19 protein-coding genes and 2 tRNA genes are annotated in these 21,442 nt (G+C 71.0%); 11 read left to right on the top strand and 10 right to left on the bottom strand.

From position 1 onward, the window contains the following. The first annotated feature begins 45 nt into the window (after positions 1-45). Entirely contained in the window at positions 46-1,077 is a 1,032-nt protein-coding gene (locus tag NMN56_RS31340) for an aldo/keto reductase (RefSeq protein ID WP_274038740.1), read from the top strand. Next, positions 1,074-3,248 (top strand): helix-hairpin-helix domain-containing protein, encoded by a 2,175-nt coding sequence (locus NMN56_RS31335; RefSeq protein ID WP_274038739.1) that lies wholly within the window; start codon positions 1,074-1,076, stop codon positions 3,246-3,248. The genes NMN56_RS31340 and NMN56_RS31335 overlap by 4 nt, the downstream gene beginning before the upstream one ends. A gap of 286 nt (positions 3,249-3,534) precedes the next feature. On the opposite strand, the gene NMN56_RS31330 is transcribed toward NMN56_RS31335, so the two are convergent. Further along, positions 3,535-4,404: a hypothetical protein gene (locus tag NMN56_RS31330; RefSeq protein WP_274038738.1), complete on the bottom strand. Its 870-nt coding sequence runs from the start codon at positions 4,402-4,404 to the stop codon at positions 3,535-3,537. A 47-nt stretch (positions 4,405-4,451) separates the two neighbouring features. On the opposite strand from NMN56_RS31330, the gene NMN56_RS31325 reads away from it, so the two are divergent. Beyond that, a complete protein-coding gene (locus NMN56_RS31325; protein WP_274038737.1) occupies positions 4,452-4,640 on the top strand; it encodes a DUF5703 family protein in 189 nt (62 codons plus the stop codon). Between the two features lie 221 nt (positions 4,641-4,861). Here the strand turns inward: NMN56_RS31325 and NMN56_RS31320 are convergent, their stop codons facing one another. The 3 genes from NMN56_RS31320 to NMN56_RS31310 all read right to left on the bottom strand — a co-directional run bounded on the left by NMN56_RS31320 (position 4,862) and on the right by NMN56_RS31310 (position 7,772). Continuing rightward, positions 4,862-5,773 carry a chaplin gene (locus NMN56_RS31320; RefSeq protein WP_274038736.1) on the bottom strand — a complete coding sequence of 304 codons (912 nt, stop codon included), beginning with the start codon at positions 5,771-5,773 and terminating at the stop codon, positions 4,862-4,864. Between the two features lie 160 nt (positions 5,774-5,933). Then, entirely contained in the window at positions 5,934-6,167 is a 234-nt protein-coding gene (locus tag NMN56_RS31315) for a chaplin (protein WP_274038735.1), read from the bottom strand. Between the two features lie 288 nt (positions 6,168-6,455). Next, complete coding sequence (locus tag NMN56_RS31310; protein ID WP_274038734.1) at positions 6,456-7,772, bottom strand: M20/M25/M40 family metallo-hydrolase; 1,317 nt, start codon at positions 7,770-7,772, stop codon at positions 6,456-6,458. A 136-nt stretch (positions 7,773-7,908) separates the two neighbouring features. On the opposite strand from NMN56_RS31310, the gene NMN56_RS31305 reads away from it, so the two are divergent. The 3 genes from NMN56_RS31305 to NMN56_RS31295 all read left to right on the top strand — a co-directional run bounded on the left by NMN56_RS31305 (position 7,909) and on the right by NMN56_RS31295 (position 10,470). Then, a tRNA-Leu gene (locus NMN56_RS31305) sits at positions 7,909-7,993 on the top strand. Positions 7,994-8,393: 400 nt separating this feature from the next. After that, positions 8,394-9,359: a cupin domain-containing protein gene (locus tag NMN56_RS31300; RefSeq protein ID WP_274038733.1), complete on the top strand. Its 966-nt coding sequence runs from the start codon at positions 8,394-8,396 to the stop codon at positions 9,357-9,359. Between the two features lie 10 nt (positions 9,360-9,369). Beyond that, entirely contained in the window at positions 9,370-10,470 is a 1,101-nt protein-coding gene (locus tag NMN56_RS31295; protein WP_274038732.1) for an alcohol dehydrogenase catalytic domain-containing protein, read from the top strand. A gap of 101 nt (positions 10,471-10,571) precedes the next feature. On the opposite strand, the gene NMN56_RS31290 is transcribed toward NMN56_RS31295, so the two are convergent. From NMN56_RS31290 to NMN56_RS31280, 3 genes are all read right to left on the bottom strand, one after another. After that, positions 10,572-11,159: a S26 family signal peptidase gene (locus NMN56_RS31290; protein WP_274038731.1), complete on the bottom strand. Its 588-nt coding sequence runs from the start codon at positions 11,157-11,159 to the stop codon at positions 10,572-10,574. Beyond that, entirely contained in the window at positions 11,156-11,521 is a 366-nt protein-coding gene (locus tag NMN56_RS31285; protein WP_430542753.1) for a hypothetical protein, read from the bottom strand. The genes NMN56_RS31290 and NMN56_RS31285 overlap by 4 nt, the downstream gene beginning before the upstream one ends. Positions 11,522-11,657: 136 nt before the next feature. Continuing rightward, entirely contained in the window at positions 11,658-12,158 is a 501-nt protein-coding gene (locus NMN56_RS31280; protein ID WP_280842579.1) for a nuclear transport factor 2 family protein, read from the bottom strand. 504 nt (positions 12,159-12,662) lie between these two features. Between NMN56_RS31280 and NMN56_RS31275 the strand changes: the two genes are divergently transcribed. The 3 genes from NMN56_RS31275 to ctaF all read left to right on the top strand — a co-directional run bounded on the left by NMN56_RS31275 (position 12,663) and on the right by ctaF (position 15,467). Next, positions 12,663-13,055 (top strand): DUF2267 domain-containing protein, encoded by a 393-nt coding sequence (locus NMN56_RS31275; protein WP_274038729.1) that lies wholly within the window; start codon positions 12,663-12,665, stop codon positions 13,053-13,055. 184 nt (positions 13,056-13,239) lie between these two features. Then, positions 13,240-15,081 (top strand): aa3-type cytochrome oxidase subunit I, encoded by a 1,842-nt coding sequence (gene ctaD, locus NMN56_RS31270; RefSeq protein ID WP_274038728.1) that lies wholly within the window; start codon positions 13,240-13,242, stop codon positions 15,079-15,081. After that, positions 15,078-15,467 carry an aa3-type cytochrome oxidase subunit IV gene (gene ctaF, locus NMN56_RS31265; RefSeq protein ID WP_274038727.1) on the top strand — a complete coding sequence of 130 codons (390 nt, stop codon included), beginning with the start codon at positions 15,078-15,080 and terminating at the stop codon, positions 15,465-15,467. Before ctaD ends, ctaF begins: the two co-directional genes overlap by 4 nt. On the opposite strand, the gene qcrB is transcribed toward ctaF, so the two are convergent. After that, the gene (gene qcrB, locus NMN56_RS31260) at positions 15,412-17,079 is read right to left on the bottom strand and encodes a cytochrome bc1 complex cytochrome b subunit (protein WP_430542752.1); all 1,668 of its coding nucleotides are present in this window, start codon (positions 17,077-17,079) and stop codon (positions 15,412-15,414) included. The genes ctaF and qcrB overlap by 56 nt on opposite strands. 264 nt (positions 17,080-17,343) lie before the next feature. Between qcrB and NMN56_RS31255 the strand changes: the two genes are divergently transcribed. Next, the gene (locus NMN56_RS31255; protein ID WP_274038726.1) at positions 17,344-19,905 is read left to right on the top strand and encodes an ATP-dependent Clp protease ATP-binding subunit; all 2,562 of its coding nucleotides are present in this window, start codon (positions 17,344-17,346) and stop codon (positions 19,903-19,905) included. Positions 19,906-19,943: 38 nt separating this feature from the next. Here the strand turns inward: NMN56_RS31255 and NMN56_RS31250 are convergent, their stop codons facing one another. Further along, the gene (locus NMN56_RS31250) at positions 19,944-20,501 is read right to left on the bottom strand and encodes a quercetin 2,3-dioxygenase (protein WP_274038725.1); all 558 of its coding nucleotides are present in this window, start codon (positions 20,499-20,501) and stop codon (positions 19,944-19,946) included. A 243-nt stretch (positions 20,502-20,744) separates the two neighbouring features. On the opposite strand from NMN56_RS31250, the gene NMN56_RS31245 reads away from it, so the two are divergent. Further along, on the top strand, positions 20,745-21,197 hold the full coding sequence (locus NMN56_RS31245) for a MarR family winged helix-turn-helix transcriptional regulator (protein ID WP_274038724.1): 453 nt from the start codon (positions 20,745-20,747) through the stop codon (positions 21,195-21,197). 49 nt (positions 21,198-21,246) lie between these two features. On the opposite strand, the gene NMN56_RS31240 is transcribed toward NMN56_RS31245, so the two are convergent. Beyond that, a tRNA-Met gene (locus tag NMN56_RS31240) sits at positions 21,247-21,320 on the bottom strand. Between the last annotated feature and the right edge of the window lie 122 nt (positions 21,321-21,442).

The following is a 21,442-nucleotide window of genomic DNA, read 5'->3' as shown; positions in this document are numbered from 1 at the left end:
TGACCCCACGGACTCTAGCGCCCGTCGCAAGTACGCTCAACGCCCATGGAGCTAAGGCACCTCGGCCACACTGGCCTGCGCGTATCCCGGATCGGACTGGGCACCCTCAATTGGGCGCGCGGGAGCGGGGAGCACGCCTCGGCGGGGCAGTACGGACGGCACGAAGAGCACGAAGAGAATGCGGCCGACCAGCTCAAGACGTTCTGGGAGGCGGGCGGCACGCTCGTGGACACGGCCGACGTGTACGGCGACGGCGAGGCCGAATACCTGCTGGGGCGCCTGCTCGACAACCTGGTGCCGCGCCGCGATCTCGTGATCGCGACAAAGGCCGGCAGCGTGCCCGACCCCGACCGCAGGCTCGACTGCTCCCGTGGCCACCTCCTCGCGGCGCTCGACGCCTCGCTGGAACGGCTGGGCACGGACCACGTGGACCTGTGGCAGCTGCACGCCTTCGACCCGGCGACGCCGACGGACGAGACCCTCCAGGCACTCGACACGGCCGTCAGCAGCGGCAGGGCCAGGTACGCGGGTGTCGCCAGCTTCTCGGGCTGGCAACTCGCCAAGGCCGCGACCTGGCAGCTCGCCTCCTCGGGGCCGCGGGCGCGGCTGGCCAGCGCACAGATGGAGTACAGCCTGCTCCAGCGCGGCATCGAGCGCGAGGTGCTGCCGGCCGCACTCGACCTGGGCATCGGACTCCTGCCGTCCTCGCCGCTCGGCCGTGGCGTCCTCACAGGCAAGTACCGGCAGCCGGGTCCGCCGCCCGCCGGATCACGCGCCGACTCCGACCGGCTGGCGATGTTCGTCGAGCCGTATCTCGACGAGCCGGCCAGCCGGATCGTCGACGCGGTGGCCATAGCGGCCGACGGGCTCGCGCTGCCGCCGCTCCAGGTGGCGCTCGCATGGGTGCGCGACCGCCCTGGCGTGGTCGCTCCGCTCGTCGGCGCGCGGACATCACAGCAGCTCGCGGCGGCTTTGTCAGTGGAGGGCCTTAGTCTTCCCGAAGAAATCCGCGAGGCGCTGGACGATGTGTCGGCGCCCTTGCACCGCTACCCCGACCATGACTGGAGCGAGCTGTGACGAACGACAAGGCAGCCGAACTCCTCGCGGCCGTCCGCGCGGTGGAGAGCGGCGAGCGCCCCGCTGCCTCCTTCTTCTCCGACCCCGCACGCCAGACCGCGCCCCCCGCCAGAACCGCGCCCGCACCGCGCCCGGCACCGGGCGCAGGACCGGGAGCCGGGACGCCAGGTGCCGGAGGGCCCGTGGCGGTTCCGGCCGAGGTGCGCGCGCTCCTCACCGAGGGCGGCGCACCCGAGGCGCTCGGACAGCGCGTGGTCGAGGCGCTGGGTGACGGCGCCGCCGAGGTGCTGCGCGGCGACCCCTGGCAGCTCCTCACGGTCACGGGCGTACGCCCCCCGCAGGCTGACGGGTTCGCCCGTGCGCTGCTGGGTGACGAGGCGGCGCCTGACGACCCGCGCAGGACCGAGGCGCTTGTCGTGTGGCTGCTGGAGCGCGCCGCGCTGAGCGGGCACACGGTCCTGGACCCCGCGGCGCTGGGCAAGGGCCTGTCCCAGCACTCCGTGACCGACCCGGAGGAGGCCGTGCGCGGCGCCGTCGACGCGGGTGCGGCACTGGTCTTCGAGGACGCACTCGACGCGGGCCCCGTCGCCTCCGCCATGGACGAGAGCGGCGAGGAGGAGGAGCAGGAGCGCCCCGTGAAGGTCCTGGTGGGCCTGGACCGCTATGCCCTCGCGGAAGAGAGCCTCGCCGACGGCCTGTCCCGTGTCACCAGCACCTTCACGCCTCCCGGCGCCGAACTGCCGGCGGAGCCCGCGGAGGGCCCCGAGGCACCGGAGAGCGCGCCGCCGGCGCCCCCCTCGTCCGCCGACTGGGCCGCAGCCGCGACGGCGGCGCCCTCGCCCTCGGCGGGCGAGCTGATCCGCGCGGTCTCGCAGCATGGCCTGGTCACTCATACGGGCGGTGAGGCCGCACGCGCCGAACCCGTGGCACTCGTCGCGGCAGCACGCGCCCTCGGTCTGCGCGCCTGGCTCACGGCCCACACCGACAACGGCCGCGCCCGCCTCGCGCAGCTCCTGGGCTCCGCCCCGGGGCCCGGCTCAGGGACTGACTCCGCGTCCGGCTCCGGGCCGGACGCGGGGCACGGCGGCCCCGAGTCCGGTTCCGGGCCCGCGGCGGCCGGTTCCCCGGCGCCGGAGCCCGACGGCATGCCCGTCGCGACCCTCACCGGACTGCTGTCGGGTGCCGAGGGCCCCGGGCTCGACGAGGACGGCACCCTGGCCCTCGACCTGCTCGCCGTCTGTGACGCGCCCCAACTCGAAGCAGAGACCGCGGCCGTGCTCCTCGAATCGCTCCCTGACGGCGCCCGCCTCGTACTCAGCGGCGACCCCGGAGTGCTCGGATCGGCAGGCCCGGGGCAGGTCTTCACGGACGTGATGGCCGCCCGCGTGTGCCCGCACGTCGCATCCCGTACTCCTGACCCGGGGCCGGTTGGCGAGCTGGTCTCCGGCATCGGCATCGGCGAACTGAACGAGGTCGCGGCGCCCGGCAAGGAGGTCGTGATCGTCCCCGTGGGCGATCCGGGCGAGGCGGTGCACCGGACGGTGCAGCTCGTCGCCGACTCCGTGCCCCGCGCGATCGGCGTCCCGACGGCCTGGACCCAGGTGATCACGCCGGGACACGGCGGCGCAGCAGGCACCCGCGCGCTGAACGCCGCGCTCAAGGAACGGCTCAATCCGGGCCCCGGCCGCTTCGGCGGCTTCGACCCCGGTGACCGGGTGGCCCACTCCCCCGCACCCGGCCGCACCACCCTGGGCACCGTCGCCTCCGCAGACGAGACGGGGCTCCATCTGGACTGCGCGGGCAAGACGGTGACCGTGCCGCCCGAGAAGGCCACAGAGACCGTGCGCCACGGCTGGGCCGTCACCGCCCACCAGGCCGCCGGCGCACGCTGGCCCGCGGCCGTCGTCGTGCTGCCGGGCGACGCGGGTGACGTGCTGTCCCGCGAGTGGATCTACACCGCGTTCAGCCGCGGCGAACGGCACCTCTCGGTGGTGCAGGGCGCGGGCGAGGCGCTGCCCCGCGCGGTCACCTCGGTGACCGCCCCGGAACGGGTCACACGGCTGCGCACCCTCCTGACCGAATCGGCACGCGCGGCCGAGGCAGCCGAGGCCGCCGAGGCCCTCAGGGCCGCCGCACCGGCGGAAGGAGGAGCCGAAGCCGGGGCTGAGTAGGCGGGCGTACAGGATCCCCGATGAGACCGGTCCTGGGGCCCGGCCGGCACATGCTCCGGGGACGCCGCCGGGGTCCACGCAAAGGCCGGGCGCGAGTCCGCGTGGACAACCCACCTGCCCAACGCCCCCTCGCTCGGCAGCAAAGAAGCCCCCGGGGGAGGGACGCGGCAGGCGCGGAGAACCCGGAGGCGTACAGCCAAGTCCGGCGGTGCGACAGTGCGTTGGGCGCTGCCACACCGCCGGGCGGTCGGGACCAGTCTCGCCGAACGAGCCCGCTTTTAGGGCCCTAGCGGACGCGGGTACCGCGCTCCCCGTCGCTCTCGTCCTCCGTCTCGTCCTCTTCCTCCTCGTCCTCTTCCTCCTCGGCGTCCTCGTCTTCGGCCTCCTCGTCGTCCGCCAGCTCCTCGGACTCGTCGGCCTCCTCTTCCTCCAGCTCGTCGTCGTCCAGCTGCTCCGCCGGAAGCAGGTCCACGTCGTCGAAGATGGAGCTGACGTCGAAGCGGCAGACCACCCTTTGCGGGTCCGCCTGTTCGAAGGGGGCCGACAGCCACTCACCCGGTTCGCTCGGCTCGTCTCCGGCCGAGACCCACAGGGTGGAGTCGCCCTCCTCCAGCCCGAACTCCTTGTGCCGGGTGGCGATCTCGTCGGGCTCGTACTCCCCGAAGAGCACGCCCAGCGCAGCGTGCACGCTGCTCCCGGCGGACGGGCCGTCGACGCCGTCGTGGTCGTCCGCGGAGTCCGGGTCCAGCTCCGTGACGCGTTCGGCCTGCGCGAGCAGGCGCTGCGGTTCGGAGATGGTGTAGTCCCTGCGGATCAGCACGCTGAGCGCATGGGGCGCTTCGGGCCCCTCGTAGGCGGGGAGGGAATCGCTTCCGGGGATCTCGAAGGGCGTGACTTCGTCATAGAGCTCGTACAACAGCTCGTCGTAGGTCTCACCGGCCCCTGCCAGCTCGTCGAACGCGGCGTAGACCGCCGCGTCGAGCGCGGCGGTGTCCGTCGCGGCGGCCCCCTCGCCGGCGCCGGAGCTCGCTCCGGCAGGCGCCAAGGACTCCCCCGCCCGTCGCTCGACCGCTTCAAGGTGCCGGTCCAGAGCGGCTTTGACCGCCTCGGCGGCGGCGCGTACGTCGGCAGCGGTGGGCTGCGCAGCATCAGACATAGTGCAGACGCTATCCGCAGACAGGCACTGCACGCACAATAGATGAGATGCCGGAATACGAATTTCGCGATGTGTATGTCCCTCGCGGGGTCTCACGCAGGGCCGCGACCCAACTGCTGACCGATCACGCCGAGTACGGGCAGTGGGAGCTGGCCCGGCTGCGGCTGCTGCCGGACGGCAGCCGCCGCGTGCGATTGCGGCGCCGGATCATCCGTCAGCTGAGCGCCACCTGGTGAGACCCGGCGCATGCCGCCGGAAGCGACGGAGCGGGTCCCGTGAGTACGGGACCCGCTCCGTCCTGCTTGTACGGCCCCGCCCCAACTCGTACTCCCAGCATCGACCGCCTGACGGCCGATGCTCGTGGAGGTACCTCGGAGCGACCTCGGTACCTCGTGGCGGTACGGAGCGGGTCGGGGCGGTACGGAGCGGCGCGGCGCGTGGCGCGCGCTCGGTGGCGTCAGGGGCGTGCCACGACGCGTGAACGCCGGTAGAGCACGTAACCGCCGACCAGCATCCCGGCCCCCGCGGTCCCGAGGACACCGAGTCCCGAGCCGCCCGTCTCGGCCAGCTCGGCCGGCGCCTGGTGCGCCCGCGCCACGGGCGCCGCCTGCGTCGGCGCCGCCTCTGGCTGGGACTCGCCGCGCACCTCACCCGAGCTGCCGGGCTGCTCCGCCGACCAGGGACCGTCCGGCCCCTCATGGACGCCCGGTTCCCCAGGCTGTCCCGGACCGCCCGACTCCCCGGGCTCCCCCGGCTCCCCGGGCTCGTCCTGCGGTGGGTTGCCCGGCTCGGTGGGCTCGTTCGGCTCTCCAGGGTCATCCCGGTCACCGGGGTCACCGGGGCTGCCAGGGTCACCGGGGTCACCGGGGCCAGCAGGATTGCCCGGGGCGTCGTCGGACGACTCCCCGCAACCGTTGTCCGTGGCCGAGTTGCCGATACCGCCGACATCGATGCTGTTGCCGCACGCGTTGACCGGTACGTCGACCGGCACCTGCACGTTGTTGCCCGAGCCGACGCCGGGCGAATCGGAAGCGAAGCCGTTGGCGTGGGCTCCTCGGCCCCCCTGGACGCCGGGGGCGCCGGCCCGTTGCGAGGGGCCGTCCGTCTGTCGCGAGGAGCCACCCGAGCCGCTGTTCCGGCAGCCGTTGCCCGCCGCCGGGTTGAGCAGTCCCGCGGCGCCCACGGTGTTCCCGCAGACGTTGACCGTGACGTTCACCGGTGCCTCGACCGTGTTGCCCGAGAGCACACCGGCCGAACGCTCGCTCCCTCCCCGCGCGTTGGAGTCCGCTGACGCCGTTCCGCTCCCCGCGGCGAGCACACCGCCCGCCGCGACCACGGTGATCAGGCCCTGTCTGGTGACCTGTCGCATACTTTCTTCCCCTGCCTTGCGTGATCTTCCAGGAAACGGCAAGGGGGAGGCACGCTCACGCGTGCCGTCCCGCCCCCTCGGGAAGCCGACAGCCCCGGAGCGCATGGCACGCGCTCCGGGGCCGTCCGGGCTTCATGTCCTCATCGAGTGAGGCTCAATGTCACGAGTTCTTGCAGGAGTTGCCGAAGGCGGGGTTCAGCAGACCGATCACGGAAATCGAGTTGCCGCAGACGTTCGCCGGCACGTGAACCGGGGCCTGGACGGTGTTACCCGACACCACACCAGGGGAACCCATGGACGCGCCCTGAGCGCCGGAGTCAGCAACGGCCATACCCGCACCGGCGAGCAGGAGACCACCGGTGGCAGCCGCAGCGGCGACGACCTTCTTGATCATTATTCCTCCTTGTTGGCAATGCGGTCCCAGCCGAGGACCGCACCCCCTGTAACGAGGATGGAGGAATCAAGCTACGAGCTTATGGAATCATTCATCCTTCTCAGTCCCATGGGCACATCCAGCCGAATAGTGAAGCCCCCGTGCCGCAGGGCCTCGCGCACCACACGAATCCCGTACGGGCACCGCCGTGCCCTGGGACGGCACGCTGGTTGTCGTACGACTACGTCGGCGTCGTACGTTCGGCCTCCGTTCCCCCTGCGGCCTCGCTCATGCCCGGTCCGGAAACGCTCACGCCTGGTCCAGGAAACGGTCCAGCACGCGCGTACCGAACTGGAGCCCGTCGACCGGAACGCGCTCGTCCACACCGTGGAACATCCCGGCGAAGTCCAGCTCGGGCGGCAGCTTGAGCGGGGCGAACCCGAAGCAGCGGATGCCCAGATCGTCGAAGGACTTCGCGTCCGTACCGCCCGAGAGCATGTACGGAACGGCCTGCGCGATCGGGTCCTCGGCCCGCAGCGAGGACTGCATGGCGTCCACCAGGGCTCCGTCGAAGCTGGTCTCCAGCGCCTTGTCCGCGTGCACGTCCTCGCGGCGCACCCGCGGGCCCAGCACCCGGTCGAGATCGGCGAGGAACTCCTCCTCGTGTCCCGGCAGGAACCTTCCGTCCACGTGCGCCGTGGCCTGCCCCGGGATGACGTTCACCTTGTAGCCGGCGCCGAGCTGGGTGGGCGCGGCCGTGTTCTGGAGTGTCGCCCCGATGATCTTCGCGATACCGCCCAGCTTGGCGAGGGTCTCCTCCATGTCCTCCGGGTCCAGCTCCACGCCGAGCGCGTCCGACAGCTCGTCGAGGAACGAGCGCACGGTCTTGGTGACCCGCACGGGGAACTTGTGCCGCCCCAGCCGACCCACGGCCTCGCACAGCTCCGTGATCGCGTTGTCGGTGTTCGTCATCGACCCGTGCCCCGCCGTGCCGTCCACGGTGAGCCGCATCCAGTGCATGCCCTTCTGGGCGGTCTCGATCAGATAGAGCCGCAGGTTCTCGTTCACCGTGAACGAGAAGCCGCCGACCTCGCCGATCGCCTCGGTGACCCCCTCGAACAGGTCGGCGTGATGGTCGACCAGATGCTTGGCGCCATAGACGCCACCCGCCTCCTCGTCCGCCAGGAACGCCAACACCACGTCCCGGGGAGGCTTACGCCCCGTACGCAGCCGGTCGCGTACGACCGCGAGCGTCATGGCGTCCATGTCCTTCATGTCGACGGCCCCGCGCCCCCAGACGCACCCGTCGGCGATCTCACCGGAGAAGGGGTGGTGCTGCCAGTCGTCCGCGTTCGCCGGCACCACGTCCGTATGGCCGTGGATCAGCAGCCCCGGCCGCGACCGGTCCTCCCCCTCGATACGCGCCACGGTCGAGGCACGGCCGGGGCTGGACTCGATGATCTGCGGCTCCAGCCCCACCTCGGCCAGCTTCTCCGCGACGTACTCCGCCGCGGCACGCTCGCCGGGGCCCTCGTTGTTCCCGTAGTTGCTGGTGTCGATCCGGATCAGATCGCGGCACAGCTCGACGACCTCTTCCTCGGCCGTCCCGGGGCTCTCGGCACTCACGCTGCCTCCTCTTCTCGCAGGTACGCGCCCATCCTCCCGCTACCAGCCCCGCACCCCAAGAGCCGGGTGATCGCACTCCCGAACCAGTGCTAAGGTTTAACCCGTCGCGAGGCCGCACAGGCCCGCGGCACACCTGGTCGGGGTGGCGGAATGGCAGACGCGCTAGCTTGAGGTGCTAGTGCCCTTTACAGGGCGTGGGGGTTCAAGTCCCCCTCCCGACACAGACAGTACAAACTGGCGGCGGGCCGTGATGCAGTTGTCACGGCCCGCCGCCAGTTTTGTGTTGATTGTCATGTTGTGTGGGTGGGCACGGCCCACCGCCCCGTCGGGATTCCGGGTTCGGCGGGCGTGTCGCCTTTGTCGCAGCGACCGTTCTGCCAGGGACCGGGGCCACGGGCGGCAGGGGTGGACTTCGGGAGCCGCGTGTACGACCGTGCGGGGCATGCCTTCGCGTGGGGCGGGCGTCCTCGTCGAGGTACGGCTCGGGGCCGGCCGTCGTCGCCGGGACGGCGCCCGCACCTTTTCGACGCGTTGCCTGCCCGGACGGCGCTGAGGCGCCGGCGTCTGCCTCCTCTGTTCCTCCCCGTCCCCCCGACGCCCTCCCTGAGACGAGGAAGCCCCATGGGAACCGTTACCGAGGTGCTCGCCGTGTTCGGCTCCGACGGGCCGCTGCGGACCGTCGAACGCGACGAGGCGCTGCTGCTCGCGTCGCCTCGCCCGAGCCCGTTCCCCGTCGAGCTCTTCCGCGAGCACGAGCCGCTGGCCGTCGTGCACTTCCCGCAGGAGTTCGCGGCTCAGCCGTTCGCGCCGCCGCGTGGTGTGTACGAGAGCGGTCAACTGCGCATCGAGTGGCAGACGATGGACAACCGGCAGCCCTTCTACCACCGCAACTGCGACGTCGATGAGATCTCGTACCAGATCGCGGGCGAGCGCACCCTCATGACCGAGCTGGGGGTCGTGGAGCACAGGGCCGGCGAGTTCTCCCGGCTGCCGCGTGGTGTGGCGCACGACAACTACGGGCGGCGCGAGAGCCACCTGCTCTTCTACACGCCGGCGCCGGTGGCCGAGGAGCAGGCACCGGTACGGCGTTCGGAGGCGGTCATGCCGCCGTTCCCCGGCTGGGAGCCGAAGCCGGTCAACGAGGCCGTCACCGAGTGCATGGGCGCCCCGGGCCATGACCTCGCCGTGTTCCCTGTCGACGAGGAGCGCCTGCTCGGGCAGGTGTACGGCGAGAAGGAGCGGTTGGCGGTTCTCGTGGCCGGGCCGGAGGCCGCGGGTACGACGTGGCTGTACCGGTCCGGCTCCTTCCGTCTGGGCACCGTACGGCTGGTCCCGGTGGCCGGCGGGCCCCGCGTCTACGTACGCACCGTCGACGCCGATGAGATCCAGTACCAGATCAGCGGGCGCAGGACCCTGTACACGCAGCGCGGGACGGTCGAGTTGGGGCCCGGCGACTTCGTCCGCGTCCCGCTCGGCGTCGCCCACACCAGCGTGGTGTCCGGCACGAGCGAGCACATCAGCGTGCTCTCGTCCCGCGAACTGGCCCAGATGGCCGGGACGGCGCGCACCGCGACCTTCGAGCGCTGAGGAGCCGCACATGACCTCGATGTTGGCCGCACGCGTCCAGAAGGGCGCCGCCGCGCCGGAGTTGGCGAAGACCGCTGTCCCCGAGCCAGGTTCTCAGGACGTTCTCGTCAAGGTCGCCTCGGCCGGTCTGGCTCCTGGAATGACGCGGCTGCTGGCCTTGGGCGCCTTCCGGCATCTGCCGACGACGCTCGGCCACGAGGCGGCGGGCACGGTGGCGGCGGTGGGGGCCGAGGTGGAGGACGTGTCCGTTGGCGCACGCGTACGGGTGCATCCGAACCTCAACTGCCGTTCCTGTACGTACTGCCGCAGCGACCGCGACATGATGTGTCCGCAACAGGCGATGATCGGGCACGCGGCCTTCGGTGACGTGCCGACGCCGCTGTACGACGCGTACCACGACGGCGCGCTGGCCGAGTACGTGTGCGTACCCCACTGGCTGATCGACGAGCTGCCCGGCGCCGTGAGCTTCGACGTGGGCGCCAAGGTGCACGATCTCGCCAATGCCGTACGTGCCCTGAAGCTGGCGCAGCCACCGCTCGGCGGGACGCTCGTGGTCACAGCGGCGACCGGCACGATGGGCACGGCCACCGTGAAACTCGCGGCGCACTTCGGTGTCGCCCGTCTGATACTGGTCGGGCGCAGCGCCGAACGGCTGGCGGCCGTACGGCCGTTGGCCGGCCCAATGTCCGTGGACACCCTCGCCCTCGACGAGCTGCCAGAGGACTGGGCGGACACCCAGGGTCTGACTCGTGGGCTGCGCGAGCTGGCCCCTGAAGGTGCCGACGCCGTACTCGACTTCGTACCGGAGGGGCCGGCATCGGCCCAGGCGCTCGCCGCGCTCGCCACGGGCGGCGCACTCGTCCACATGGGAGCGAACGGGACACCGCTGCTGATACCTCCGAGTGTGCTCATGGTGAACTGCTGGCGGATCATCGGCACGCGCGCGTGCACCCGGGCCGATGCCCGGCAGGTGCTCGATCTGCTGCGCCAAGGCACGTTGCGCGCCGAGCAGTTGATCTCCCATCGCTTCCCGCTCACCGAGGTCGGGCCCGCGATGGCCGCGTTGCAGTCGCGTACGGAGCCGATCTGGATGGCGGTGGTCAACCCGTGAACCCGCCGGAATCCGAGCCGTTCCGGTGGGTGGTCGGCGGCGGGCCGGCCGGGCTGACCGCCACCGCGGGCGGCCCGGACGACGAGCCGGCGACGACGCTCTTACACGGAGGGTGGTGCGGCGGAGCGCGCGCGGGGGCGGGTGAGCAGTACCACTCCCAAGACCCGTTCTGCGGGGAAGTACCCCAACTGGCGGGAGTCGACGCTGTGTTGAGGGTTGTCGCCGAGCAGGACGAGGCGCCCGGACGGCACATGCCCGGGGACCTCGCCGCTCTCGCCGAGGTCAGGAGCGTGGGGCTCTCCCGGCAGTGCGCCCACGCGTTTGATCATCCACTGGCGCTCCGCCACCGCCGTGGCCCGTGCACCAGGGCTCAGGGCTGGTCCGGGCCAGACGTGCCCGTGACCTGGCCTCTCCGCGACAACGACCCGGCCGGTTGAGAGCCTGCGGGCGCGCAGCACCAGTACACGGTCACCGTCGCGGTAGGCGGGCTCCATGCTCCGGCCGCGCACCGTCACGGACACCAGCGCCCGGCGGGCGAGCACGGCGGTGGCGGCCACTCCGAGCGCACCGAGTACGCCGAGCGCACTGCGTACGCCGAGCGCGCTGAGTACGCCGGGCACGCCACGCGAGCCGAGAACCGTGGTTACGGGAGGGGCCGGCCGCGCCATCACCGGAGTCGTCGTGGTCATTGGTCGGCTGCTCCCACGGTGGTCGGTTCGCTCGGCGGCATACGTTCACTCGGGGACGTGCGTTCGCCCGGCGGCGTACGTTCGCCCGGGGACGTACGTTCGTCCGGCTCCTGCCGGTAGCCCGTCGCCTGGAGCGCTAACAGTTGCGCGTACCGGCCGCCGGACGCCATCAGGGCGGCGTGGTCGCCCTGTTCGACGACCTTTCCGTCGGTGAGGACCGCGATGGTGTCGGCGTCCCGCAGGTTGCCGAGGCGGTGCGAGATGAGCAGGCTCGTACGGGCCCCTCGGTGCTCCCGCAGAGAGGTGTGGATCTCGTGTTCCGCTGCCGCGTCCAGGCCGGCCGAGGGCTCGTCGAGGACCATGAGCCACCCCGGGCCGCAGCGTGTACCACCGGCGGCTGACGGACCTGGAACCACGCGCGGGTCAGATCCGGTTCTCACCGTTGGCGCCGAAGGTTCCGGGCGACCTGCGGGGACGGCGCCGCCGGTCGAGGAAGCGTCAGCTCATCAGCTCCGGCGCGAAGTAGTCCCGCAGCCGGGCGATCTTCCCGTCGCGTACGCGGAAGATCTGTACCAGCGAAACGGTCACGTCTCCTCCCGCCCCGCCGAAGACCGTTCCCTCCCCGTCGAAGACCGTTCCCTCCCCGCCGAAGACCGTTCCCTCCCCGTCGAAGACCGTTTCCTCCCCGTCGAAAACGGTGTCGATCTCGGCGATGAACACCTCCGGGTCGGAGGTGGTGTGGAGCACGTATCCCGACTTCGACAGATTCGGCGCACGGTTCGCACGGTTCTCGCGCGCCTGTCGCTCGTAGTACGCCGCCATGCCGCTACGGATCTCCTCCCGGCCCACCAACCGCCTGGGGAACGCGGCGCCGTCCGGCATGAGCGGTGCCTCGAAGACGCCGTCCACGGTGAAATGCGCGGCAAGGGCATCGGCATCCCGGCTCACGGCACCGGCGTATACGTAACTCTCGAAGATCTCCTGCGCCGTCCTCGACACTGCGGCCTCCCTGAACACCTCAACGCCACCCGGCGCCCGCCCCAACCCCCGCACCGGCACCGGCACCGGCGCCGGCACTGCTCCGCCCGGAGTTGTCACAGCTTCTCGTAAACCGACACGTGCTCGCGGCTCGTCGCGCCAATTGGCCCGTGGTTCGTCGTCAGTCCGGGGGCCGCAGGGCTGAGGGTCAGGTTCGTTGCGGGGCCAGGGGGGAGCCAGTGGGGGACGGGTCGGCCACGCAGCCATGGCGCCCGGCGCGGGAAGACCTGGCCCCAGGGGCTTACCGGGCCGCCGGTCGCCCGGACCGTCATGCCCCGAACCTCGCATCGCCGCGGTGACACGGCATCGGCTGCCCGGAACGATGTGCCTCCCCCTGCCGGGCCGGGCCGAGCCAGCGTCGGCCGTTCAGGAGAGTCCCCTCCGGCCGTTTGCCGGGTTTCGTACGCGGGTGCCCAGGGAACCTCTGCGCGGGTCGGACGAACGTCGAAGCTGTGGGGCGCCCCTATGCGTGAAGACGAATTCCTGGCCCGGGTCCGCGAGCGCGGCGAGTACGCCGGCCAAGAAGAGGCAGCGAAGGTCACCCGCGATGTCCTCGCGGTACTCGGAGTCCGTATCACAGCGCCGGAAGCCAACGACCTGGCGGCGCAGTTGCCCGGGGAACTCGGCGAGAGCGTCGCGAGGCAGGACGGCGGCGCCCCGGAAACCTTCGGAGTGGAGGAATTCCTGCACCGGGTCGCCGAACGCACGGGCGCGCACACCCGCACCGCCGAATGGGACGCGAGCGCGGTGCTCTCCACGCTGGCCGACTCCGTCAGCGGAGGGGAACTCAACCACCTCATCAGCCAGCTGCCCTCCGGATACGCCACCTTCTTCGGCAAGGCGGAATTGAGCGACTAGCGCCCAGCGGCCAGCCGCACCGCACGCGGCCGTGCGGGTGACGCGGGTACCGCCCTCGCTGAGCCGCCCCGGCGTGGTTCTCATGCAGGGGTGTTCATCTCGCCGCCGAGCGGTTTCCGGCCGCCGAGGAAGGCTACTTCTGTCGCGGAAGCAGTCCCGAGGCGTTCCGGACGGAGACAGTTGAATGGTGCTGCGCTGGCTGACGACGACCGATCACAAAGTGATTGGCAATCTCTATCTCGTCACATCTTTCTGTTTCTTCGCCGGGGCCGGCCTCATGGCCTTGCTGATGAGGGCCGAGCTGGCCAGGCCCCATATGCAGTTGTTCTCGCACGAGCAGTACAACCAGCTCTTCACCGTGCACGGCACCATCATGATGCTGCTGTTCGCCACGCCTCTGTTCGCCGGTTTCGCCAACGCCATCATGCCGCTGCAGATCGGAGCGCCGGATGTGGCCTTTCCCCGGCTGAACGCCTTCACCTACTGGGTGTACCTGTTCGGTGGCCTGATGGTCGTGGGGGGCCTGCTCACCGCTCAAGGCGCGGCGGACTTCGGCTGGTTCGCCTATGCGCCGCTGCACGGACCCAAGTACTCGCCGGGTACGGGCGGTGATCTGTGGACCATGGGGCTGATCGTCTCAGGGCTGAGCACCATCCTCGGCGCCGTCAACTTCATCACGACCATCATCTGTCTGCGTGCGCCGGGAATGACGATGTTCCGGATGCCGCTGTTCACCTGGAACGTGCTGTTCACGTCGATTCTTGCGCTGTTCGCCTTCCCCGTGCTCTCCGCTGCCCTGTTCGCGATGGAGGCGGACCGTAAATTCGGGGCGCACATCTACGATCCCGCGAACGGTGGCGCACTTCTGTGGCAGCACCTCTTCTGGTTCTTCGGGCACCCGGAGGTCTATATCGTCGCGCTTCCGTTCTTCGGGATCGTCAGCGAGATCTTCCCCGTCTTCAGCCGTAAACCGCTCTTCGGCTATATCGGTCTGGTCGGTGCGACCGCCGCCATCACGATGCTCTCCGCCGTGGTGTGGGCCCATCACATGTTCGCGACGGGGGGCGTGCTGCTGCCCTTCTTCTCCCTCACCTCGTTCCTGATCGCGGTGCCTACGGGGGTGAAGTTCTTCAACTGGATCGGCACCCTGTGGAGGGGTTCGCTGAGTTTCGAGACGCCGATGCTGTGGGGCATCGGCTTCCTCGTCACCTTCCTGCTCGGCGGACTCAGCGGCGTACTGATCGCCTCGCCGCCGCTGGACTTCCACGCGACGGACAGCTATTTCATCGTCGCCCACCTGCATTACGTGCTCTTCGGCACGGTGGTCTTCGCCATGTTCGGCGGCTTCTACTTCTGGTGGCCGAAGCTGACCGGACGCATGCTCAACGAGGGCCTCGGCAAGGTGCACTTCTGGCTGACCCTGGTGGGCTTCCAGGTCACGTTTCTCGTGCAGCACTGGCTGGGTGCCGAGGGCATGCCGCGCCGTTACGCCGACTATCTGCCGGCCGACGGTTTCACGGCGCTCAACACCGTCTCCTCGCTGGGCGCCTTCCTTCTGGGCGTCTCCACACTGGTCTTCGTCTACAACGTGTGGTGGACCACGACCCACGCGGAGAAGGTCACCGAGGACGACCCCTGGGGCTACGGCCGCTCTCTGGAGTGGGCGACCTCCTGCCCTCCCCCGCGGCACAACTTCCACGCGCTGCCCCGCATCCGTTCCGACTCGCCCACCTTCTCGCTGCGCCATCCGGAAGCCGACGAACGGATCGCGATCGTCGCGCCGGGGGCGCCGGAAAGCGAGGGGGTGAGGCCGGCGGACTCCGCGCGCTTCCCCTCCGGGACGGACTCCGGCGCCGGCCTGGACGCCGACCTGGCCGGTGGAAGCGGGGCCGGAGAAGGCGCGGGCGGAGGCGGTGGAGGCACGGGCGTGGGCGTGGGCGGAGGCGCGCGCGGTCCTGGGGTTCCGGCTCCGGACGCCGCGGGCCGCGAGGCGGACGACGCCGGGTCGCAGCGGAGGCCGTCATGAAGGCGGAGGCCATTCTCTTCGCCGGTGTCGCGGTCTTCTTCGCCTGCGTCACCGTCCCCTACGGGCTGTACGCGGAGGATCCGGCGGGGACCTCGGCCGTGTTCATCGCCTTCTTGATGGCGAGCCTCGTCGCGTTCTTCCTCGGCATGCAGTACAGGCGGCGCGGCAGGAGGCCCGAGGACCGCAAGAGCGGCGAAATCAGGGAGCGGGGCGGCCCGTTGGACTTCTTCCCGCCCCGCAGCGCCTGGCCTGTGACCCTCGCGTTCGGTGCGGCGACGACGGCCACCGGCATCGTGTTCGGACTGTGGCTCGCGGTGATCGGGATCGGGATCACCGGGGCCGCCGTGGCCGGCTTCGTCTTCCAGTACGCGCGGGCCCGGCCGTGACCCGGCCGCCGTCCTCACGCGTGCCGGCGCGCTGCCTGCTGATGGCCCCGCTCTCCTCGGGCAGCGATGCGTCGCGGTAGTACCAGCGGCTGAACGCCGCCCGCATTCGGCTCTGTCCGCGCTCCGGGTCGGCGCCGAGGGGCCGGGGGAAGGACTGCGCCGTCAGCCGGTACTTCTCCCCGTGCGGGAGGGGCCGGTGGTCGTCGCTGAAGGTGCCCTCAACCGACTGCCGTACGTTGCCGGTCTCGTCGCCCTCGTCGAGCCGCTCGGCGTCGTGCCTCTGCAGGGCCAGGGCCAGGTGCCTGGTCAGCAGGAAAGCGGCAGGCGGTGCCACCACCAGCAGGCCGCGCAGCGTCCACGTCAGCGCGTTCAGCGACAGGTCGAAGGTGTGGGCGAGGACATCGTTGCCCCCCGCGATCAGCAGCACACCGTAGAAGGTCACCCCGGCGACGCCGAGCCCCGTACGTACCGGGCGGTTGCGGGGCCTGTCGCACAGGTGGGGCGTGCCGTCCTCGCCCGTCACCCACCTCTCGAAGAACGGGTACGCGTACAGCAGCATGAACAGCAGGCCGGGCAGGACGACGGCCGGCACCAGCACGTTCCACATGACGGTGTGCCCGAACAGCGCCGTCTCGAAGGGCGGCATCAGCCGAAGCGAGCCCTCCAGGAATCCGACGTACCAGTCCGGCTGGGCGGCCGTCGAGACCTGCTCGGCGCGGTAGGGCCCGTAGTTCCACACGGGGTTGATCTGCGCCAGCCCGCCCAGCAGCACCAGCACCCCGAAGAGCGTGAGGAACAGACCCGTGGAGCGCGCCATGAACTGCGGATACATCGCGTGCCCGACCACGTTCGCGTTGGTTCTGCCCGGCCCCGACCACTGGGTGTGTTTGAGCACCACCACCAGGATCAGATGTGCCGCGATCAGGGCGAGCAGCAGCCCGGGTACGAAGAGGATGTGCACCGGGTAGAGCCGCTCGATGATCTCGTGTCCCGGGTACTCGCCGCCGAAGACGAACATCGCCACATAGGTGCCCACCACCGGGATCGACAGCATGATGCCCTGCGCGATGCGCAGCCCCGTACCGGAGAGCAGGTCGTCGGGGAGCGAGTAGCCGGTGAAGCCCTCGACCAGCGCCAGGACGAAGAGGGTCACCCCGATCAGCCAGTTCGTCTCGCGCGGCTTGCGGAAGGCGCCGGTGAAGAAGACCCGCAGCATGTGCAGGCCGATGGCGCTCAGGAACAGCAGCGCCGCCCAGTGGTGCACCTGGCGCATCAGCAGCCCGCCGCGCACCTCGAAGCTGATCTCCAGCGTCGAGGCGTACGCCTGTGACATCTCCTGGCCGCGCAGGGGCGCGTACGGCCCGGCGTAGCGGGTCTGCGTCATGTCGGGGTCGAAGAAGAGCGTGAGGTAGGTGCCGGTCAGCAGCAGCACGAGAAAGCTGTAGAGCGCCAGTTCGCCCAGCAGGAACGACCAGTGCTCGGGAAACGCCTTACGCAGCAGCGCCCGGCTCCCGTTGGCCACCGGCAGCCGGTCGTCGACGGCGTGGAAACCGCGCTCCACCCGCTCGCGCATCGCGGACCTGCGCCCCCCGGCCGACCGGGACCGATTCATGCGTTCGCCCTCCTTGAGATCGCATCCTCAGTCCCCCGCCTCCATACCGGCAAACGCACGCCGGCCCGGGTTGCTGCGGACGCTCCGCCGCGACACACCAACGGCGGGTGACAGGGCGTCCCCCGCCGTACGGGCCCCGCGTGGGGATGTGTCGTACGGGCGCCCCTGGGAACCCCGGGACGCAAGGGCTGTCCCGCAGCTCTTAGCCGCATGCAGCCGACACAGCGTGGCCCGTATCGGTCGGGTCAGCGGGACGGATACTCAATGACCAGCGGGTACATGGGTCCCGGCGACTTCGGACGGGACCCGTTCGGAGACTTCATCGCGCGTTTCCTGGGCGGAGGCCCCTCGGGGGGCGGAAGGCGGCGCGGCGATTCCCGGTACTTCGACTTCCTCCGCCTGATGAGCGAGCCCGCCAGGCAGCTCGTCTCCGAGGCGGCTTCGTACGCGGCCGAGCACGGCAGCAGCGACCTGGAAACGGAGCACCTGTTGCGGGCGGCGCTCACTTCCGAGCCGACCCGCACGATGGTGATGAAGGCGGGGGCCGACGCCGACGCGCTCGCCGCCGAGATCGACCGGGAGGTCGGAGACAAGCAGCCGCGTACGTCCCTCGCCGTCAGCCCCGCCGTGAAGCGGGCGCTGCTGGACGCGCACGAGATCGCCCGCTCGCGTGGCGCCTCCTACATCGGCGCCGAGCACGTACTGATCGCGCTCGCCGCCAACCAGGACTCCACGGCGGGCCAGATCCTCAACGCCGCCCGCTTCGACCCCCGCTCGGCGGCGCCGGGCAACGGCGGCGCCGGCCAGGGCGGGACCGAGGCACCGGCGCGTGGCGGGGCCCAGGCGGTCAGCAGCAACACCCCCAGCCTCGACAAGTACGGCCGCGACATGACAGCGCTGGCCCGCGAGGGCCGTATCGACCCGGTCATCGGCCGGGAGAAGCAGATCGAGCAGACCATCGAGATCCTCGCCAGGCGCGGCAAGAACAACCCCGTGCTGATCGGTGAGGCCGGTGTCGGCAAGACCGCCATCGTGGAGGGCCTGGCCCAGCGCATCGTGGAGGGCGAGGTGCCCGACAACCTGCTCGGCCGCCGCGTCGTCGAGCTGGACTTCGGCAGCGTCGTCGCCGGTACCCGTTACCGGGGTGACTTCGAGGAACGGCTCTCCGGCATCATCGACGAGATCCGCGCCCACAGCGACGAGCTGATCGTCTTCATCGACGAGCTGCACACGGTCGTCGGTGCCGGCGGCGGCGAGGGCGGCTCGATGGACGCGAGCAACATGCTCAAGCCGCCGCTGTCCCGGGGAGAGCTGCACGTCATCGGCGCCACCACGCTGGACGAGCACCGCCGGCACATCGAGAAGGACGCGGCGCTGGCCCGCCGTTTCCAGCCCGTCCTCGTCCCCGAGCCCACCACGGCCGACGCCATCGAGATCGTGCGCGGCCTGCGGGACCGCTACGAGGCGCACCACCAGGTCCGTTACACCGATGAGGCGCTGGTCGCCGCCGTGGAGCTGTCCGACCGCTATCTGTCGGGGCGCTATCTGCCGGACAAGGCGATCGACCTGCTGGACCAGGCGGGAGCCAGGGTACGGCTGCGCACGGCCACCAGGGGAACGGACATACGGGCCCTGGAGCGCGAGGCCGAGCAGGTCAGGCGGGACAAGGACCAGGCCGTCGCGGCGGAGGACTACGAGCGGGCCAAGGAGCTGCGCGACCGGCTCAAGGAGCTGGAGGAGAGCATCGGCCAGGACGAGCGGCGGCACGAGACGCAGTCCTCGCAGCGCATCGCCGAGGTGACCGTCGAGGACATCGCCGACATCATCTCCGGGCAGACCGGCATCCCCGTCAGCAACCTCACCCAGGAGGAGAAGGACAGGCTGCTGGGTCTTGAGGAGCAGCTGCGGCACCGGGTCATCGGCCAGGACGAGGCCGTCACCGCCGTGTCCGACGCCGTGCTGCGCTCGCGGTCCGGGCTGTCCAGCCCGGACCGGCCCATCGGCAGCTTCCTCTTCCTCGGCCCCACGGGCGTGGGCAAGACGGAGCTGGCGCGGGCGCTGGCCGAGGCGCTGTTCGGCACCGACGACCGGATGGTGCGCCTGGACATGAGCGAGTTCCAGGAGCGGCACACCGTCAGCAGGCTCGTCGGCGCCCCGCCCGGGTACGTCGGGCACGAGGAGGCGGGGCAGCTCACCGAGACGGTACGGCGCAACCCGTACTCGCTGCTGCTGCTGGACGAGGTGGAGAAGGCGCACGCCGATGTCTTCAACATCCTGCTCCAGGTCCTCGACGACGGACGGCTGACCGACTCGCAGGGCCGCACGGTCGACTTCACCAACACCGTGATCGTCATGACCAGCAACCTCGGTTCGGAGGCCATCGCCGGGCGCGGCGCCGTGCTCGGCTTCGGTGGCGGCGGTGAGGAGGCCGACGAGGACGCCCGGCGGGAGCGGGTGCTCCGGCCGCTGCGTGAGCACTTCAGGCCGGAGTTCCTCAACCGTATCGACGAGATCGTCATCTTCCGCAGGCTCGACGACGAACAGCTGCGGCAGATCACCGACATGCTGCTGGAGGAGACCTGGAGGCGGCTGCACGCGCAGGATCTGTCGGTCGACTTCGCCCCCGCCGCCGTCGAATGGCTCGCGCAGCGGGGATACCAGCCGGAGTACGGGGCCAGGCCGCTGCGCCGCACGATCCAGCGCGAGGTCGACAACAGGCTCTCCCGCATGCTGCTGGGCGGCGAACTCAGCCCGCACACCCGGCTGCTGGTCGACGTGGAGGACGGAAAGCTGGAGTTCCGCACCGAGGGCGCCGGGGCTGCGTAGGAGAGGGCGCGGAAGATCCGGAGGCGCCCCGGGGGGGCTCACCGGGTGTGCCACTCGTGGTCGGGGAGGAAACGCACGTCGTGCTGCCCGGGGACGGTGGCGAACTTCTCGGGGGCCGGCACGACGGGCTCGCGCGGCAGCCCGAGCTGTTCGGCCGGTGCGCCGAGGGTCTCGAAGAAGCGCTCGAAGGTGCCGCCGGGGCCCGCGGCCACGCCGGTGACCTGGCTGTGGTGCCGCTCCATGCGGTACGCGTGCGGACACCCCTTCGGAACGAAACCGAAGTCGCCGGGGGTCAGCAGCTTCTCCTGCTGGGCTCCCCCGGTGTCCTCGACGAACAGCCGGACGGCTCCGGCGGTGACGTAGAAGACCTCGTAGGTGTCGTGGTGCACATGGGCGGGGATGACATCGCCCTTGGGGCCCTCGACGGTGAAGAAGTTGAACCCGTTCTCCGTCTGCTCGCCGCCCGCGTAGATGGTGACCAGGTCGCCGAAGAGGTGGGCGCGGTCGCCCTCGCCCTTCTCGATGAAGTACGGCTTCCCCGGCTCGGCCGGGATGCGCGAGGCGCGGCGGTAGCGGGTGGCGTACTCGATGGTCATGGGGACTCCGTTCCTCGGCATCACTAATGTCAGGCAGCCTGACATATGCTTCCCGGGGTGGACAAGCCGGTGCCGGGCGAGCGGAGATGATGGGGGCACCCGGCTCACCGCCGTACCGTCCGGATCACCGCCGTACGGTCCGCGTCACCGCCGTACAGTCCGATCAGCGCCTACCGCCCGGCCCGCAGCCGTAACAGTCCGGCCCGCAGCCCGTGCCGCCCAGCCCACCGCCGTGAGGAACAGATGCACCCCACCCGCCGCAATCTCCCCCAGCTGCTCGGTGAAGCCAGGCGCTGGTTCGACGAGGCGCTGCTGGCGGCGCTGGACGAGGCGGACGCCACCCCCGTCTCGCCGACCCAGCTCCAGCTCTTCACGGTGCTGGACGAGCAGGGCACCACGGTCTCCGAGCTGGCCCGGCGCATGGGTGTCACCCGGCAGACCGCGCACCAGGCCGTGCACGGGCTGATGCGGAGCGGGCTGCTGGAGCAGGTGCCCGACCCCGCGTCGGCGCGGCAGCGGCTGATCCGCCGCACCCCCGAGGGGGAACGCGCGCACAGCCGGGCCGAGTCCCTCCTCGAAGCGCTGGAGGAACGGCTCGCTGACCGCCTCGGCCGGGAGGCGGTGGACGCGCTGCGGGCCGCGCTGGAGGAGCCGTGGGGGCCGCCGCCGTCCGTGGCCGTGCCGACGCAGCGGTGAGGCCACGCGAAAGGGCCCGGATCCTGAAGGATCCGGGCCCTGTGCGCAGTAGCGGGGACAGGATTTGAACCTGCGACCTCTGGGTTATGAGCCCAGCGAGCTACCGAGCTGCTCCACCCCGCGTCGGTAGACCTCACCCTACGCCCTCCCGGCACCCACCCGTGACCACCCCCTCCACACGGGGCCCGGCCCGGAGGCCGTCCGCCGGGAACCGCTCGCCGCGAGCGCCCATCGGGAGCACCCGC

It is taken from the genome of Streptomyces iconiensis (assembly GCF_028657195.3).
Lineage (GTDB): Bacteria > Actinomycetota > Actinomycetes > Streptomycetales > Streptomycetaceae > Streptomyces > Streptomyces iconiensis.
Note: the sequence above shows the minus strand (reverse complement) of the source record. Positions and strands in the feature narration are given on the sequence as shown.

Bases quoted from the DNA above. Each gene is read 5' to 3' on its own strand.
- NMN56_RS31340 (WP_274038740.1), top strand. From the start codon at position 46: ATGGAGCTAAGGCACCTCGGCCACACTGGCCTGCGCGTATCCCGGATC.
- NMN56_RS31330 (WP_274038738.1), bottom strand. From the start codon at position 4,404: ATGTCTGATGCTGCGCAGCCCACCGCTGCCGACGTACGCGCCGCCGCC.
- NMN56_RS31325 (WP_274038737.1), top strand. From the start codon at position 4,452: ATGCCGGAATACGAATTTCGCGATGTGTATGTCCCTCGCGGGGTCTCA.
- NMN56_RS31320 (WP_274038736.1), bottom strand. From the start codon at position 5,773: ATGCGACAGGTCACCAGACAGGGCCTGATCACCGTGGTCGCGGCGGGC.
- NMN56_RS31315 (WP_274038735.1), bottom strand. From the start codon at position 6,167: ATGATCAAGAAGGTCGTCGCCGCTGCGGCTGCCACCGGTGGTCTCCTG.
- NMN56_RS31300 (WP_274038733.1), top strand. From the start codon at position 8,394: ATGGGAACCGTTACCGAGGTGCTCGCCGTGTTCGGCTCCGACGGGCCG.
- NMN56_RS31295 (WP_274038732.1), top strand. From the start codon at position 9,370: ATGACCTCGATGTTGGCCGCACGCGTCCAGAAGGGCGCCGCCGCGCCG.
- NMN56_RS31290 (WP_274038731.1), bottom strand. From the start codon at position 11,159: ATGACCACGACGACTCCGGTGATGGCGCGGCCGGCCCCTCCCGTAACC.
- NMN56_RS31285 (WP_430542753.1), bottom strand. From the start codon at position 11,521: ATGGTCCTCGACGAGCCCTCGGCCGGCCTGGACGCGGCAGCGGAACAC.
- NMN56_RS31275 (WP_274038729.1), top strand. From the start codon at position 12,663: ATGCGTGAAGACGAATTCCTGGCCCGGGTCCGCGAGCGCGGCGAGTAC.
- ctaD (WP_274038728.1), top strand. From the start codon at position 13,240: ATGGTGCTGCGCTGGCTGACGACGACCGATCACAAAGTGATTGGCAAT.
- ctaF (WP_274038727.1), top strand. From the start codon at position 15,078: ATGAAGGCGGAGGCCATTCTCTTCGCCGGTGTCGCGGTCTTCTTCGCC.
- qcrB (WP_430542752.1), bottom strand. From the start codon at position 17,079: ATGAATCGGTCCCGGTCGGCCGGGGGGCGCAGGTCCGCGATGCGCGAG.
- NMN56_RS31255 (WP_274038726.1), top strand. From the start codon at position 17,344: ATGACCAGCGGGTACATGGGTCCCGGCGACTTCGGACGGGACCCGTTC.
- NMN56_RS31250 (WP_274038725.1), bottom strand. From the start codon at position 20,501: ATGACCATCGAGTACGCCACCCGCTACCGCCGCGCCTCGCGCATCCCG.
- NMN56_RS31245 (WP_274038724.1), top strand. From the start codon at position 20,745: ATGCACCCCACCCGCCGCAATCTCCCCCAGCTGCTCGGTGAAGCCAGG.